Below are 14,306 nucleotides of genomic sequence, written 5' to 3'. Positions count from 1 at the left end.
GGTGCGGCGGGGCCTTCGGCTCAGGGGCCGGCCGGGCCGGGCCGGCCGAGGGGCCGGGCGGAGTGCCCGGCGGGTCGGTCCGTTACGCCGCCTTGCTCAGGCGCGGCAGGCGGCGTGCGGCGGCGGCCTTGCGGGTCGCGTAGAGGGTGATGGCGGCGGCGCCGGTCATGGCGGCGAGGCCCAGCAGGACGGTGCCGGGCCAGCCGGCCGCGTGGAAGGCGGCCGCGCCGAGCGCGCCGCCCAGGCTGCTGCCGATGTAGTACGCGCACTGGTACAGCGCGGACGCCTGGGCGCGGGCCGTCTTCGCGGTGCGGCTGACCGAGGACGAGGCGACCGCGTGGCCCGCGAAGAAGCCCGCGGTGATCAGGACCAGGCCCGCCAGCACCGCGGCCACCGAATCGGCCAGGGTGAGCAGGAGGCCGGCGGCGGTGGTGCCCACGGCCAGGTAGAGCGCGCCGCGCCGGCCGGTGCGGGCCACCAGCTTCCCGGCGGCGGCCGAGGAGACCGTACCGACCAGGTAGATGACGAAGATCGAGCCGACGATGCCCTGCGGGAGGTTGAACGGCGCGGCCACCAGGCGGTAGCCGATCACCGTGTACACCGCGCCGAAGACCGTCATGAACAGCGCGCCGATCGCGTACAGCCGGCGCAGCAGCGGGTCGGCGAGGTGGCCGCCGAGCGTACGGGCCAGTGCCCGCGGACCGGCCGGCCGGGGGGAGAAGTGCCGGGGCCGGGGCACCAGCAGCCGGAACACCACCGCGCACACCACGGCCATGACACCCACCGCGCCGAGCGCCGCCCGCCAGCCCCACGCCTGGGACACCCAGCCGGTGACGATCCGGCCGGACATCCCGCCGATGCTGTTGCCGGCCACGAACAGGCCGATCGCCGCCACCAGCGCCTTGGCGCGGACCTCCTCGGCCAGGAACGCCATCGCCGACGCCGGCAGCCCGGCCAGCGCCACGCCCTGGACGGCGCGCAGCGCGATCAGCGTCCCCAGGGACGGCGCGAACGGCACCAGCAGCGCGATCACCGCGGCGACGGTGAGGGACGCGGTCATCAGGGTGCGGCGGCCGAAGCGTTCGGAGAGCGCGCTCAGCGGGATGACGCCGAGGGCCAGTCCGAAGGTCGCCGCGGAGACCGTCCAACTCGCCTGGTCCGGCGCGACGTTGAGGTCGGCGGAGAGCGCGGGCAGCAGGGCCTGGGTGGAGTAGAGGAGGGCGAAGGTGGCCACTCCGGCGGCGAAGAGGGCGAAGCTCATCCGGCGGTAACCGGGGCCGCCCGGCCGCAGCTTGTCCGCCTCGGGGTCGTGCTCCGGGGCGTGCCGCCCGGCGGCGGGGGCATCGGCGGGAGCGGCGGGAGAGGGGTCGGTGGAGGACTGGGTGGAGGCGGCCGCACGGTCGGTGACGGACGCCCCGGTATCAGCGGGAGGCATGGTTCGACGGTAGGGCGACCCGGCTCATGCGTCCAATGCATCAAAACGCGATAATGGATGCTGTGGTGAATGAGCGCAGGTCAGGGGAGTCGCTGTTGCACGGTGGTAAGAGGAAAGACATGTCCGGCGGCCGGGCTGCCCCCGGGGCCTCGTCCGCCGCGGTCCCGTCTGTCGCCGCCGGTCCGTCCGCCGCGGCCCCGCCCCCCGCCGGGCCGGAGTGCGCGGAGCTGGGGCCCGGGTCCTGGGCGCTGACCCTCGCCCCGCGCCTGGCCCAGTTCGCCGCGGTCGCCCGGCACGAGCACGTCACCCGGGCCGCGCACGAGCTGGGGATGCCGCAGCCGACCCTGAGCCGCGCCCTGGTGCGGCTGGAGGACGACCTCGGGGTGGCGCTGTTCGCCCGGCACGGCCGTACGCTCTCCCTCACCCCCGCCGGGCGCGCCTTCCGCACCGCCGCCGAACGCGCCCTGGCCGACCTGGAACGCGCCACCGACGCGGTCCGCGCGGACGCCGACCCGGCCGCCGGCAAGGTCGCCTTCGGCTTTCTGCACACCCTCGGCCCGGAGACCGTCCCCGGCCTGCTCCGCACCTTCCGCGCCGACCACCCCGGCGTCCGCTTCCAGCTCGTCCAGAACTACGGCGAGGCGATGATCGAACGCCTCCGGGCCGGCGACCTCGACCTCTGCCTGACCTCGCCGGTGCCGGACTACCCGGACCTGGTCGCCCGCCGCCTCGACGAGCAGAAGCTGCGGCTGGTCGTCCCGGACGACCACCGGCTGGCCGGCCGCAAGCGGATCCGGCTCGCGGAGGCGGCCGGGGAACTCTTCGTCACCCTCGAACCGGGCTACGGCCTGCGCCGGATCACCGACGCGCTGTGCGCCGAGGCCGGGTTCACGCCGCGGGTGGCGTTCGAGGGGGAGGAGGCCGAGACGCTGCGCGGACTGGTCGCCGCGGGGCTGGGCGTGGCCCTGCTGCCGCCGCCCATTTTTCCCCGCCCGGGCGTCACCGAACTCACCGTCACCGCGCCCCGCGCCGTCCGCGAGATCGGCGTCGCCTGGCTCGGCGGCCGGGTGGACACCCCACCGGTGGCCGCCTTCAAGAAGTTCCTGCTGAGCCGGCGGGGGGAGTTGTTGTCGTGAGGGGGGTGCCGTCCTCCAACAGGCTTGCGGGCTGCTTGGGTTGACCCCCGCCGTCCCCCTCAATGCCGCAGCGACGCCCCGAACCCCGATGCCAGCGGCATGCGGAGGCCCAACGGCGGGGGTGCGGCCAGGGCGTCCGTGAGGGGGCGGGCGTAGGAGTGGGTGAAGAGGGCGCCGAGGAGGAAGTCGGTGGCCAGGGCGTGGACCTCGGCGCGGTGCTGGTGCAGGGAGTGGCCGTCGGAGTGGACCTCGAAGCGGCAGGTGTCGCGGTTGATCTTCTTGGCGCGCTGGGCGTAGCGGTAGGAGAAGTCGGGGTCGACGCGTTCGTCGTTGGTGCCGTGGACGATCAGGACCTGACGGCCGATCAGTTGCTTTACGGGGTCGGGGGCGATGCCGGGCTGGCGGGGGTCGGGGAGCCAGGGGGCGAGGGCCAGGACGGCGTGGACGGCCGGGTGGCCGGCGGCGTGCAGGGCGGCGCGGGCGCCGCGGCCGGTGCCGACCAGGGCCACCGGCACGTCGCCGTAGCGCCGGACGACCTCGTCCACCGCCCAGGCGGCGTCCTGCGCGGGGTGCGCGGCGGCGCCGTTCCAGCCGCGGCAGCGGTAGTGGACGACGTGCGCGGCCAGTCCCTCGGCGCGGCCGGCCCGGGCCAGCCGGGCGGCCAGCGGGCGGACCGCCAGCGCCGGCACCGGCGACGGGCGCCGCAGGCCGGTCGGTCCGCAGCCGGGGAGGAGGACGGCGACGGCGTTCACCGTCCGGTCCGTGCCGCTCGCTCCCAGGGGCTTTCCCAGCCGGGCCTCGCGCACCGGCAGTGCTTGCTGAGCCATGCGAGAACGATGGCAGAACGCGGCGCGCTGTCCACCCCGCGTACGGGTCACTGTTGCGTATCGTTCGATGAGCTCTACGCGCGTAGGGGCTAGAGTGCGGCAATGACGAGCGAGACCAGTACCCTGCCGACCGCAGAACAGATCCGCCGCGCCCCCAAGGTGCTGCTCCACGACCACCTCGACGGCGGGCTGCGCCCCGGCACCGTCGTCGACCTGGCCCGCGAGAACGGCTACGCCTCCCTCCCGGAGACCGACCCCGAGAAGCTCGGGGTGTGGTTCCGCGAGGCCGCCGACTCCGGCTCCCTGGAACGCTATCTGGAGACCTTCGCGCACACCTGCGCCGTCATGCAGACCCGGGACGCGCTCTTCCGGGTCGCCGCCGAGTGCGCCGAGGACCTGGCCGCCGACGGTGTCGTCTACGCCGAGGTGCGCTACGCCCCCGAACAGCACCTGGAGGCCGGGCTCAGCCTCGAAGAGGTCGTCGAGGCCGTCAACGAGGGCTTCCGGGAGGGCGAGCGCCGGGCCCGCGAGGCCGGCCACCGCATCCGCGTCGGCGCGCTGCTGACCGCGATGCGGCACGCCGCCCGCGCCCTGGAGATCGCCGAACTCGCCAACCGCTACCGGGACTCCGGGGTGGTCGGCTTCGACATCGCCGGCGCCGAGGCCGGCTACCCGCCCACCCGCCACCTCGACGCGTTCGAGTACCTCAAGCGGGAGAACAACCACTTCACCATCCACGCCGGTGAAGCCTTCGGGCTGCCGTCCATCTGGCAGGCGCTCCAGTGGTGCGGCGCCGACCGGCTCGGCCACGGCGTACGGATCATCGACGACATCGAGGTCGCCGACGACGGTTCCGTCACCCTCGGCCGGCTCGCCTCGTACGTCCGCGACAAGCGCATCCCCCTGGAGCTGTGCCCCACCTCCAATCTCCAGACCGGCGCCGCCGCCTCCTACGCCGAGCACCCCATCGGGCTGCTGCGCCGGCTGCGGTTCCGCTGCACGGTCAACACCGACAACCGCCTCATGAGCGGTACGAACATGTCGCGGGAATTCGAGCACCTGGTCAAGACATTTCGCTACACGCTCGACGACATGCAGTGGTTCACGGTCAATGGTATGAAGTCAGCTTTCCTTCCTTTCGATGAACGTCTGGCCATGATCAACGACGTCATCAAGCCCGGATACGCGGAATTGCGCTCCGAATGGCTTTTCCGGGAGAGCGCCGCGACTCCCGCTCCCAGCAGGTCATCTGACGCTGAGTGAGCGGCCTGCGGGGCTGCTAGCGCAACGGCCGGTGGGTTGTCCACCGGCCGCTTTTCCGCGCGCCCGGAGTGTTTGCGGCGGCGGTGGCGGAATCACTAGGTTTCCTAGCCGGCCCAGCCCCCATCACGAGGACGTACATTCCATGAAGCAGGGAACTGCCAAGACTCTTGGTGCCGTCGCGCTCGGCGCCGCCATCGCCGCCACCGCCGCGGGCACCGCCTCCGCCGCTCCGGCGGGCAACCAGATCGACACCAGCGGTGTGCTGCACAGCCTGCCCGTGAAGGACGCGACCAAGACGCTCGCCGGGGCGACCAACACCAAGGGCGGCGACGGCAACGACGTCAAGACGAAGCTGACCTCCAAGGGCAACAAGCTGCTCGGCGGCCTGCCCGCCGGCATGGTCACCAAGAACCTCCCCCTCGGCGGCTGATCGGCCCCACTCCGTCCCCTCGGGGGACGTCCCGCGACCGCCCCGGCCCGTGCACCGGTATCCAGTACGGGCCGGGGCTTCGCTGTGTCCGGGACCGACCGGGGCTACCAGGCGGCGGTGGTGCCGGCGCGGTCCTCGGAGGGCAGGAGTATCCACAGCGCCAGATAGACCAGGAACTGCGGGCCGGGCAGCAGGCACGAGAGCAGGAAGATCACCCGCATCGTGGTCGGGGTCGTCCCGAAGCGGCGGGCCAGGCCGGCGCAGACTCCGGCGATCATGCGGGGCTTGACGGGGCGGACCAGTGCGGCGGCCATTTCGGCCTCCTCCTTCTCGACGCTGCGGGGCGGGCTGCCCCGACGCTTCAAAAGTAGGTCCGGCCGGCGGGGAAGACGTCAGCCTGCGGTGTGAGACCGACCCTGGGGATTCTCGGGGTCGCGGCCCTGAGACGGTCGTTCCGGCGGCGGAGCCGGGACCGGGCCGCGGGGACGACCGCGAGGTGCGCCAGCGCCACCCCGAGAGTGTTCAGCAGCACCGCGTCGACGTCCGGGACCTGGCCCGGCACCGCGGTCTGCACCAGCTCGACGGTCAGCGAGATCATCGCCCCGCAGAAGACCGTCCGGGCCGCCGAGCCCAGCGAGGAAACGTTCAGGCGCCCACCCGCCAGTGGCAGCAGCACCCCCAGCGGCGCCAGCAGCAGCAGCGGCCCGCCCAGATGCCAGACCGCCGGCCAGCCGCCCCGCGCCAGCTCCGCGCCGATCGTCGCCAGCGGCCGCAGATTCGCCGCCGGCACCCACGGCACCGTACGGGGACGCAGCATCAGCCACCCGACGAGGAGCAGATGCGCCACAAGGAAGAGGAACCCGGTGGCGCGCAAACGGGGGGCGACGGTGGTGCCGGGGCCATGACGCTGCACACAGGCCAGGACGCGGCGAGCGGGGGCCGCGGTTCCGCCCCTTGCGCCCGTCTTGTGCGCCGTGCCGAGGGGCGCCCCTCGTGGGCCCGTTGTGCGCGCGGCCTGCGGGGCCCTCCCGGCCGGAGCCGGTCGGTCAGCTCTCCTCGGACCCGGGGTCGCCCCAGCCCGCGTGCTGGGCGATGTCGGGGTTGGCCAGGACGTCCGGCGAGCAGTCGTAGCGGTGCGGTGCCGCGCCGTCCGGGCCGCCCAGCAGCGCCGCACCCGTACGGCCCAGCGCGGTGGACCGCCCGTACGTGCACACCACCTGGGCCAGTGCGGACGACGGCAGGTCGTCCGGCGCGACGGACAGCCGCAACGCCTCCGGCGCGTCCCCGGCGCGCGGCCCGTCCACCCGCAGCGACCGGGGCACCGCGGTGCTGAACCCGGCCCGGGTCTCGTCGGGCGACGGCGGGCGCTGCAACTCCGTCAGCAGGTCCCGGGCCGCCCGCAGCCGGAACGCGGCCCCCGGACCGCCCTGCGGCCCCGGCACCGCCCGTTCCACCGGGACCAGCGCCGAACCGCACACCAGATAGACCGGCACCCGCCCGCCGTCCGCCGCGCCCGGCGACGCCTCGGACGACGGGGCCCGGCAGCTCACCCGCGACGGCGCGCCGCCCGCGTCCACCGGCACCGACGTCCCCCGGATCCCGCAGGCCCCGGCGGCCAGCGCCAGCACGGCCACCAGGGCGCTCCGCCCGGCGGCCCGCCCCGTGGCCCGTAGGCCGCCGATCCGCCGCATGGCCCGTAGGCCGCCGACCCGCCCCAGGGCCGGCAGGCCGCCGCTACGAGCCCCCACGGAGCCGGAGCGCCCGGTACGCGCCCGCCCGGCAGTCAGGAAACCGGGGCCGGAGCCCCCGGAACGCCCCCTCACCGCTCGTCCTCCCGCCCCGCGCCGGTGTCCGCGTCCCGCCGCCGGTCGTCCCCCGGCTCCTCGCCGCCGGCCAGCAGGGAGGCGTCCCGGGGCAGCCGCAGGGTGAACACCGCGCCGCCCTCGGGGTGGTTGGCGGCGCTGATCCGGCCGCCGTGGATCTGCGCGTTCTCCTGGGCGATGGACAGGCCCAGGCCGCTGCCCTCGGAGCGCGGCCGGGACGCGCTCGCCTTGTAGAAGCGGTCGAAGACGTGCGGCAGCACCTCCTCCGGGATGCCCGGACCGTGGTCCCGTACGCGGATCACCAGCTGCCCGCCGCCGTGGCCGTCCGCCCCGCCGGAACGGTCCGCCCGGTCCGCGGCCTCCGGCGCGTCCGCCCCGGCGCCCGCCGCCGGCCCCGCGCTCTCCGCGGCCTCGATGCGCTCTGCCCGCTCTGCCCGTTCCCCGGCTTCCCTGGCCTCCCCGGCTTCCCGCGCCTCCGGCCCCTCGCCCGGTTCCGTAAGGACCGAGACCCGGACCGGCGAGCCGCCGTGCTTCAGGGCGTTCCCGATGAGGTTGGCCAGGATGACGTCCAGCCGGCGCGGGTCCAGCCGGGCCACGATGCCGCGGTCGGCGTCCAGCTCCACCGCGTCCAGCCAGGCCCGCGCGTCGATGCAGGCGGTCACCTGGTCGGCGACGTCGACATCGTCCAGCACCAGCCGGGCGGTCCCCGCGTCGAAGCGGGTGACCTCCATCAAGTTCTCCACCAGGTCGTTCAGCCGCCGGGTCTCGCTGACCACCAGCTGCACGGCCGGCGCGATCATCGGGTCGAGGGAGTCCGCCTCCTCCTCCAGCACCTCGGTGACGGCGGTGATCGCGGTCAGCGGCGTCCGCAGCTCGTGCGACATGTCCGCGACGAACCGCCGGGACGACGCCTCCCGCGCGCTCAGCTCCTCGACCCGCTGCTGGAGCCGCTCCGCGGTGCGGTTGAACGTCCGCGACAGCTCCGCCAGCTCGTCCGTACCGGTCACCCGCAGCCGGGTGTCCAGCCGCCCCTCGCCCAGCTGCCGCGCCGCGTACCCCAGCCGCTGCACCGGGCGCAGCACGGTCGTCGCGGCGGCCTGCGCCAGCAGCGCCGAGCCGACCAGCGCCAGCGCCGTGGCGATCCCCAGCGACCAGCCCAGCGAGGTCAGGTCCTGCCGCTCGGTGGCCAGCGACTTCATCATGTAGCCGGTCGGCCCGCCGCCGATCACCTGCGCCCCGGCGACGAGGTACGGGACGTCGCCGACCTCCTTGCGCTGCCAGTACAGGTGGTGCGCGGCGAGGTTGTTCTCGTCCACCGGCCGCACCTGGTCGACGGCGCTGCGCAGCGACCGCGGGACGCTCTGCAGCGTCAGCAGGGCCTTGTCGGTGGTGGCCGCGCACTCCTTGCCGTCGCGGTCGGTGCCGATCAGCAGCACGGTGTAGTTCTGCGGTCCGGCCGCCATCTGCCGGGCGGCGTCCTGGAGTTCCGAGCAGCGCGGCCGCAGCGGCAGCGTGTGGGCGGTGTCCTCCAGCGATTTGCGGAAGTCCTTCAGCGCGGCGTTCTGGGTGCGGTCCAGGACGGTGTTGCGGTTGAGCCAGTACGCGATCCCGGACGCCGAGACCGCGGCGGTCAGCGCCACCAGCGCGAACACCACGACCAGCCGCAGCCGCAGGCTCGTCAGCCGCAGCACTCCCGAGGCCCGGCGCAGCAGCCGCCCCGCCCCGCCGCCCCGCTTCCGCTTCCCCTCCCCGGCTCCGGCGCCGCGCGCGGCCCCCGCCGTCACTGCGGCGCGTCCAGGCGGTAGCCGACGCCGCGGACGGTGCGGATCAGCGTCGGCGAGGACGGTACGTCCTCCACCTTCGCGCGCAGCCGCTGCACACAGGCGTCCACCAGCCGGGAGTCGCCGAGGTAGTCGTGCTCCCAGACCAGGCGGAGCAGCTGCTGCCGGGACAGCGCCTGGCCGGGCCGCCGGCTCAGCTCCAGCAGCAACCGCAGCTCGGTCGGGGTCAGTTGCAGATCCTGGCCGTTCTTGGTGACCGTCATGGCGGACCGGTCGATCACCAGCGAGCCGAACGTCGCCGAATCGCTGGACTCCCGCTCGCCGCGCCGCAGCACCGCCCGGATCCGGGCGTCCAGCACCCGGCCCTGCACCGGCTTGACGACGTAGTCATCGGCGCCGGACTCCAGGCCCACCACCACGTCGATGTCGTCGCTGCGCGCGGTGAGCAGGATGATCGGCAGCTGGTCCGTGCGCCGGATCCGGCGGCAGACCTCGAAACCGTCGATGCCCGGCAGCATCACATCCAGCACGATGAGGTCCGGCCGCTGCTCGCGCAGCAGCTTCAGACCGTCCTCGCCCGTCGCCGCGGTCATCACACGGTGACCCTGGCGGGACAGGGAGAGTTCGAGAGCCGTGCGGATGGCGTCGTCGTCCTCGATCAGCAACAGGAAAGGCACGCCCGCCATTCTGGCGCATGGGCGGCCAGGACATCGACCGGCGCCCGGCCCGGTGCCGTACGCCCCCGTGTCCGGCGGCGCGCCGCACCGTGACGGGCCCTGTGACACGGCTGTGACAGACGGCGGACAACGCGATGAAACTGGGTTGGCAGGCTTTTGGTCAGCCGGGAGAGATCAACACCGCGAAGGCGGGATCTCCACCGGACGCACCGAAAGACCAGCTCGACGAACGGGGGCAGCGCGATGAACACACTGCACGGCACGACCACCGGCGCAGTCGTCACGCGCCTCCACGACATCGGGCGCGAGAAGTCCGGTGCCGCGGGAATGCGGGGGTGCGTACGCGGCACCGGGCGCCAGCGGCCGCCGTACATGGTGGCCATCGACGCGACGGTGGTGCCCAAGGGGTCCGACGGGGGCGACGGGGGCCAGGAGAGCGTCAACGGGGGAGCGGCGTACGGGGAGACGGGGGACCGGCGCACCGCGGCGGAGGCGGCCGAGGCCGAAGCGGCCTTCACCGCCTACGTCCAGGAGCGCCGCGCCTCCCTGTACGCCACCGCGTACCACCTGACCGGTGACCGCTACGAGGCCGAGGACCTGCTGCAGAGCGCGCTGTTCTCGACCTACCGGGCCTGGGACCGGATCAGCGACAAGGCCGCGCTCGGCGGCTACCTGCGCCGCACCATGACGAACCTGCACATCAGCGCCTGGCGCCGGCGCCGGCTGAACGAGTACCCGACCGAGGAACTGCCCGAGACCGCCGCCGACGCGGACGCCATGCGCGGCACCGAGCTGCGCGCCGTCCTGTGGCAGGCGCTGGCCCGGCTGCCCGAGGCGCAGCGCACCATGCTGGTGCTGCGCTACTACGAGGGCCGCACGGACCCGGAGATCGCGGACATCCTCAACATCAGTGTCGGCACGGTGAAGTCCAGCATCTGGCGCTCGCTGCGCCGGCTGCGCGAGGACGAGGTCCTCAGCTTCGGCCGTGACGAGGAGGAGTCCTTCGGCGCGCTGGTCGCCTGAGGACGGGGGGACGACGGGAGACCGTCGGGGCAACGGGGGAAAGGCCCGAGGGGGATCCGGGGGGAGAGCCCGAGGGGGGAACGGGGGAAACGGGGGCACCGGGGCGACCCGGTGGCAACGGGGGAAGCACGGGGGATGCGGGGGAGCGAGCGGGTTCGGGCGGCCGGGGGGTCTGCCCGAGCCCGCTCTTCCGTATGGCCGGGCCGTACGCCCGGATTCCGTACGCCGCGTTACTGGGCCGGCTCCAACGGGCCGGTGCCCGCCCGCCCGTAAGCCGTCAGCTCCGCCCCGCCGCCACCGGCCCCGCCGCGCGCGCCGCCGCTATCCGGGCCAGCGCCTCCGGCTTGGCGCACGGGTGGGCGCCGAGCGCGGTGTGCCGGGCCACGAGCGTCCGCTCACCGCGCAGCAGCCGCAGCCCCCGGCGCACCAGATACCCCGCCGGCTTCCGGCCCTCGCGCAGGTCCCGGACCAGCCGGCGGCGGAACGTCGTGGTCGGCCGCCCGCGCAGGCACAGCGCGTCGGCCAGCACCCCCGCCGCCCGGCAGCGCGCGACGATATCGGCGGCGAAGATGCCCTCGGCGATGAACAGCGGCGCCCCGTCGAGCGCCAGCGCCGCCGCACCCGTCCGGGCGCTGGCCGCGATGTCGTACACCGGCACCTCGGTCCGGCCCGTACGGCACAGCTCCTCGATGGCCGCGACCGCGGCGGCCGCGTCCCAGGAGAGCGGGGAGTCCCAGTCGGCGCCGCCGCCGTCCGGCAGTTGGGGCAGGGAGGGGTCGGTGCCCTCCTTGTAGAAGTCGTCCAGATTGAGGACGGGCAGGCCGGTCAGCGCGGCCAGGGAGGTCTTCCCGGAGCCGGAGGGCCCGGTCAGCAGGACGACACGGGCGGGCGGCCGGGCGGATGCGTGGGAGGTCACGGGTACTCATTGTCGGGCATTGCGCCGTGGGGGGTACCCCTGGCGCGCGAGGTGGAACGCCCGCCACCGCTCAACTACGCTACGCAGTCATCCGCTTACGCGAGCGGGGGGACGCCGCCCGCCGACCGGCGGCGCACCACGCGACCCGCTCCGCTCCCGATCCACAGGCAGGTGGCACAAATGCCCTCCCACGCACGTCCCAAGCCCAGCCGCGTCCCGCGCGGACTGCTGCGCGCCGGGCTGGTGATCTCCGCGGCCGGCGCCGCGCTGACGGGCGGTGCGGCGGCGGCGAACGCGGCCGCTCCGGCGTCCGGCACCGGAACGCAGACCTCCGCCCAGGACACCGGCGCGGTGGCGCACGCGCTGACCCACGCGGTGACGGACTCCGCGGGCGGCGCGCTCGCCCCGGTCAAGGACCTCAAGCTCGACCCGCTGGCCAACACCAGCGTCGACCCGCTGGCCAACGCGATCGGCACGCAGATCGCCGACTTCAAGCCGGTGAGCACCGCCCTGCTGACCGACCCGGTGGCCAAGGGCGGCGCGCTGCGCACCCTCCCGCTGGTCGGCTCCGTGACCCGCATCCTGCCCGGCTAGGCTGCGGAGCCCTTCCCCGGACGCACCACCGCCCCAGGTGCCGAGGCACCCGGGGCGGTCGTGTGTACGGGACGGGCCCGGATCAGACACCCATCGGGTGCCACACCGTCTTCGTCTCCAGGAAGGCCAGCAGCCGCTCCGTACCGGGGTCGGCGGTCCAGTCCGCGGCCCGCGGGCGCAGCACCCGCTTGAGGTTGTCGGCCGCCGCGGTCTCCAGCTCCTTGGCCAGGGCCGCGTCGGCGCCGGCCAGGTCCAGGGCGTTGACGTCCTGGTGGGCGGCGAGCGGAGCGGCCAGTTCCGCGGTCCGGCCGGAGAGGAGGTTGACCACCCCGCCCGGCAGGTCGGAGGTGGCCAGCACCTCGGCCAGCGACAGCGCCGGCAGCGGCGCCCGCTCGGAGGCCGCCACCACCGCGGTGTTGCCGGTGACGATCACCGGGGCGAGCACCGACACCAGGCCCAGGAACGACGACTCCTGCGGGGCCAGCACCGCCACCACACCGGTCGGCTCCGGCGACGAGAGGTTGAAGTACGGGCCCGCGACCGGGTTCGCCGACCCGGCGATCTGGGCGACCTTGTCGGACCAGCCCGCGTACCACACCCAGCGGTCCACCGCCGCGTCCACCTGCGCCGCCGCCTCGGCGGCCGAGAGGCCCTCGGCGGCCGCGACCTCCGCGGCGAACTGCTCGCGGCGGCCCTGGAGCATCTCCGCGACGCGGTAGAGGATCTGCCCGCGGTTGTACGCCGTGGCGCCCGACCAGCCGCCGAACGCCTTGCGGGCCGCCACCACCGCGTCCCGGGCGTCCTTGCGCGAGGCCAGCGGCGCGTTGGCCAGCCAGCCGCCCTCAGTGTCGGTCACCTCGTACACCCGCCCGCTCTCGGACCGGGGGAACTTGCCCCCGACGTACAGCTTGTAGGTCTTGAGCACGCTCAAGCGGTCAACGGCGTTCATCAGCGCTCACCCTCCGGGTTCGACGGGGCGAGGTACGCCTCCAGACCGTGCCGGCCGCCCTCGCGGCCGAAGCCCGACTCCTTGTAGCCGCCGAACGGCGAGGCGGGGTCGAACTTGTTGAACGTGTTGGACCAGATGACCCCGGCCCGCAGCTTGTTCGCCATCCACAGCATCCGGGAGCCCTTCTCCGTCCAGATGCCCGCCGACAGGCCGTACGGCGTGTTGTTGGCCTTGGCCACCGCCTCCTCCGGCGTGCGGAAGGTCAGCACGGACAGCACCGGGCCGAAGATCTCCTCGCGGGCGATCCGGTGCGCCTGGGTGACGCCGGTGAACAGCGTCGGCGCGAACCAGTAGCCGGACGAGGGGAGTTCGCACGCCGGGGACCAGCGCTCGGCGCCCTCGGCCGCGCCCGCGTCGGCCAGCTCGGTGATCCGGGCCAGCTGCTCGGCGGAGTTGATCGCGCCGATGTCGGTGTTCTTGTCCAGCGGGTCGCCGACCCGGAGGGTGGCCATCCGGCGCTTGAGCGCGTCCAGCAGCTCGTCCTGCACCGACTCCTGCACCAGCAGCCGGGAGCCCGCGCAGCACACGTGGCCCTGGTTGAAGAAGATGCCGTTGACGATGCCCTCGACGGCCTGGTCGATCGGCGCGTCGTCGAAGACGATGTTGGCCGCCTTGCCGCCCAGTTCGAGGGTGAGCTTCTTGTCCGTACCGGCGACCGTACGGGCGATCGCCTTGCCCACCTCGGTCGAGCCGGTGAACGCGATCTTGTCGATGCCCGGGTGCCCCACCAGCGCCGCGCCCGTGGCGCCGTCACCGGTGACGATGTTGACGACGCCCTTGGGCAGCCCGGCCTGGCGGCAGATGTCCGCGAAGAACAGCGCGGAGAGCGGGGTGGTCTCGGCCGGCTTGAGCACGACCGTGTTGCCGCAGGCCAGCGCCGGGGCGATCTTCCACGCCAGCATCAGCAGCGGGAAGTTCCACGGGATGACCTGGCCGGCCACGCCCAGCGGCTTGGGGTTCGGGCCGTAGCCCGCGTACGCCAGCTTGTCGGCCCAGCCCGCGTAGTAGAAGAAGTGCGCGGCCACCAGCGGCAGATCGGCGTCCCGCGACTCGCGGATCGGCTTGCCGTTGTCCAGCGTCTCCAGGACGGCCAGCTCGCGCGAGCGCTCCTGGATGATCCGGGCGATCCGGAAGAGGTACTTGGCGCGCTCGGCGCCGGGCAGCGCCGACCAGCCGGCGAACGCCTTCCGGGCCGCCTTGACGGCGCGGTCCACATCGTCCGCGGTGCCCTGGGTGTACTCGGCGAGCACCTCCTCGGTGGCCGGCGAGACGGTCTTGCGGAGGCCGCCGCCCGCGCCCTCGGTGAACTCGCCGTCGATGAACAGCCCGTAGGACGGCGCGAGGTCCACGACGGAGCGCGACTCGGGCGCCGGTGCGTAGTCAAAGGTCATG

At 74.2% G+C, this 14,306-nt stretch carries 15 protein-coding genes; 5 read left to right on the top strand and 10 right to left on the bottom strand.

Features of this window, described 5'->3' with window-relative positions:
* Window positions 1-82 precede the first annotated feature (82 nt).
* Complete coding sequence (locus ADL22_RS17940) at window positions 83-1,435, bottom strand: MFS transporter (protein ID WP_066980150.1); 1,353 nt, start codon at window positions 1,433-1,435, stop codon at window positions 83-85.
* Window positions 1,436-1,554: 119 nt separating this feature from the next.
* Here ADL22_RS17940 and ADL22_RS17935 point away from each other — a divergent pair, with 119 nt between their 5' ends.
* Window positions 1,555-2,571, top strand: coding sequence for a LysR family transcriptional regulator (locus ADL22_RS17935; protein WP_234430751.1), 1,017 nt, complete (start codon window positions 1,555-1,557; stop codon window positions 2,569-2,571).
* A gap of 59 nt (window positions 2,572-2,630) precedes the next feature.
* On the opposite strand, the gene ADL22_RS17930 is transcribed toward ADL22_RS17935, so the two are convergent.
* The gene (locus ADL22_RS17930; protein ID WP_079064228.1) at window positions 2,631-3,398 is read right to left on the bottom strand and encodes an alpha/beta hydrolase; all 768 of its coding nucleotides are present in this window, start codon (window positions 3,396-3,398) and stop codon (window positions 2,631-2,633) included.
* Window positions 3,399-3,500: 102 nt separating this feature from the next.
* Here ADL22_RS17930 and ADL22_RS17925 point away from each other — a divergent pair, with 102 nt between their 5' ends.
* Window positions 3,501-4,661, top strand: coding sequence for an adenosine deaminase (locus ADL22_RS17925; RefSeq protein ID WP_066980146.1), 1,161 nt, complete (start codon window positions 3,501-3,503; stop codon window positions 4,659-4,661).
* 142 nt (window positions 4,662-4,803) lie between these two features.
* On the top strand, window positions 4,804-5,091 hold the full coding sequence (locus ADL22_RS17920) for a hypothetical protein (protein ID WP_066980143.1): 288 nt from the start codon (window positions 4,804-4,806) through the stop codon (window positions 5,089-5,091).
* Between the two features lie 104 nt (window positions 5,092-5,195).
* Here the strand turns inward: ADL22_RS17920 and ADL22_RS17915 are convergent, their stop codons facing one another.
* The 5 genes from ADL22_RS17915 to afsQ1 form a co-directional block, all read right to left on the bottom strand.
* Entirely contained in the window at window positions 5,196-5,405 is a 210-nt protein-coding gene (locus ADL22_RS17915; RefSeq protein WP_066980140.1) for a PspC domain-containing protein, read from the bottom strand.
* Window positions 5,406-5,452: 47 nt separating this feature from the next.
* Entirely contained in the window at window positions 5,453-5,938 is a 486-nt protein-coding gene (locus ADL22_RS17910) for a VanZ family protein (protein ID WP_066980180.1), read from the bottom strand.
* 199 nt (window positions 5,939-6,137) lie between these two features.
* Window positions 6,138-6,782: a hypothetical protein gene (locus tag ADL22_RS17905; RefSeq protein WP_066980137.1), complete on the bottom strand. Its 645-nt coding sequence runs from the start codon at window positions 6,780-6,782 to the stop codon at window positions 6,138-6,140.
* A 128-nt stretch (window positions 6,783-6,910) separates the two neighbouring features.
* On the bottom strand, window positions 6,911-8,698 hold the full coding sequence (locus ADL22_RS17900) for a sensor histidine kinase (RefSeq protein ID WP_066980134.1): 1,788 nt from the start codon (window positions 8,696-8,698) through the stop codon (window positions 6,911-6,913).
* Complete coding sequence (gene afsQ1 / locus ADL22_RS17895; RefSeq protein ID WP_016571665.1) at window positions 8,695-9,372, bottom strand: two-component system response regulator AfsQ1; 678 nt, start codon at window positions 9,370-9,372, stop codon at window positions 8,695-8,697. Before afsQ1 ends, ADL22_RS17900 begins: the two co-directional genes overlap by 4 nt.
* Window positions 9,373-9,615: 243 nt before the next feature.
* Here afsQ1 and ADL22_RS17890 point away from each other — a divergent pair, with 243 nt between their 5' ends.
* A complete protein-coding gene (locus tag ADL22_RS17890; protein WP_066980131.1) occupies window positions 9,616-10,395 on the top strand; it encodes a SigE family RNA polymerase sigma factor in 780 nt (259 codons plus the stop codon).
* A 277-nt stretch (window positions 10,396-10,672) separates the two neighbouring features.
* Here the strand turns inward: ADL22_RS17890 and ADL22_RS17885 are convergent, their stop codons facing one another.
* Window positions 10,673-11,311, bottom strand: a complete 639-nt coding sequence (locus ADL22_RS17885; RefSeq protein ID WP_066980128.1) for an ATP-binding protein — start codon at window positions 11,309-11,311, stop codon at window positions 10,673-10,675.
* Between the two features lie 180 nt (window positions 11,312-11,491).
* Here ADL22_RS17885 and ADL22_RS17880 point away from each other — a divergent pair, with 180 nt between their 5' ends.
* On the top strand, window positions 11,492-11,905 hold the full coding sequence (locus ADL22_RS17880; protein WP_066980126.1) for a hypothetical protein: 414 nt from the start codon (window positions 11,492-11,494) through the stop codon (window positions 11,903-11,905).
* Window positions 11,906-11,987: 82 nt separating this feature from the next.
* Here the strand turns inward: ADL22_RS17880 and ADL22_RS17875 are convergent, their stop codons facing one another.
* Together ADL22_RS17875 and ADL22_RS17870 are read right to left on the bottom strand one after the other, a co-directional pair.
* Window positions 11,988-12,854, bottom strand: coding sequence for an aldehyde dehydrogenase family protein (locus ADL22_RS17875; protein ID WP_066980124.1), 867 nt, complete (start codon window positions 12,852-12,854; stop codon window positions 11,988-11,990).
* On the bottom strand, window positions 12,854-14,305 hold the full coding sequence (locus ADL22_RS17870) for an aldehyde dehydrogenase family protein (protein WP_066980122.1): 1,452 nt from the start codon (window positions 14,303-14,305) through the stop codon (window positions 12,854-12,856). Before ADL22_RS17870 ends, ADL22_RS17875 begins: the two co-directional genes overlap by 1 nt.
* Window position 14,306 lies beyond the last annotated feature (1 nt).

The sequence above is a fragment of the Streptomyces sp. NRRL F-4489 genome (assembly GCF_001509485.1).
Classification (GTDB): Bacteria; Actinomycetota; Actinomycetes; order Streptomycetales; family Streptomycetaceae; genus Streptomyces.
Note: the sequence above shows the minus strand (reverse complement) of the source record. Positions and strands in the feature narration are given on the sequence as shown.

Excerpts from the sequence above, each read along its gene's own strand:
- ADL22_RS17940 (WP_066980150.1), bottom strand. The coding sequence starts at position 1,435 with ATGCCTCCCGCTGATACCGGGGCGTCCGTCACCGACCGTGCGGCCGCC.
- ADL22_RS17935 (WP_234430751.1), top strand. The coding sequence starts at position 1,555 with ATGTCCGGCGGCCGGGCTGCCCCCGGGGCCTCGTCCGCCGCGGTCCCG.
- ADL22_RS17930 (WP_079064228.1), bottom strand. The coding sequence starts at position 3,398 with ATGGCTCAGCAAGCACTGCCGGTGCGCGAGGCCCGGCTGGGAAAGCCC.
- ADL22_RS17925 (WP_066980146.1), top strand. The coding sequence starts at position 3,501 with ATGACGAGCGAGACCAGTACCCTGCCGACCGCAGAACAGATCCGCCGC.
- ADL22_RS17920 (WP_066980143.1), top strand. The coding sequence starts at position 4,804 with ATGAAGCAGGGAACTGCCAAGACTCTTGGTGCCGTCGCGCTCGGCGCC.
- ADL22_RS17915 (WP_066980140.1), bottom strand. The coding sequence starts at position 5,405 with ATGGCCGCCGCACTGGTCCGCCCCGTCAAGCCCCGCATGATCGCCGGA.
- ADL22_RS17905 (WP_066980137.1), bottom strand. The coding sequence starts at position 6,782 with ATGCGGCGGATCGGCGGCCTACGGGCCACGGGGCGGGCCGCCGGGCGG.
- ADL22_RS17890 (WP_066980131.1), top strand. The coding sequence starts at position 9,616 with ATGAACACACTGCACGGCACGACCACCGGCGCAGTCGTCACGCGCCTC.
- ADL22_RS17880 (WP_066980126.1), top strand. The coding sequence starts at position 11,492 with ATGCCCTCCCACGCACGTCCCAAGCCCAGCCGCGTCCCGCGCGGACTG.
- ADL22_RS17875 (WP_066980124.1), bottom strand. The coding sequence starts at position 12,854 with ATGAACGCCGTTGACCGCTTGAGCGTGCTCAAGACCTACAAGCTGTAC.
- ADL22_RS17870 (WP_066980122.1), bottom strand. The coding sequence starts at position 14,305 with ATGACCTTTGACTACGCACCGGCGCCCGAGTCGCGCTCCGTCGTGGAC.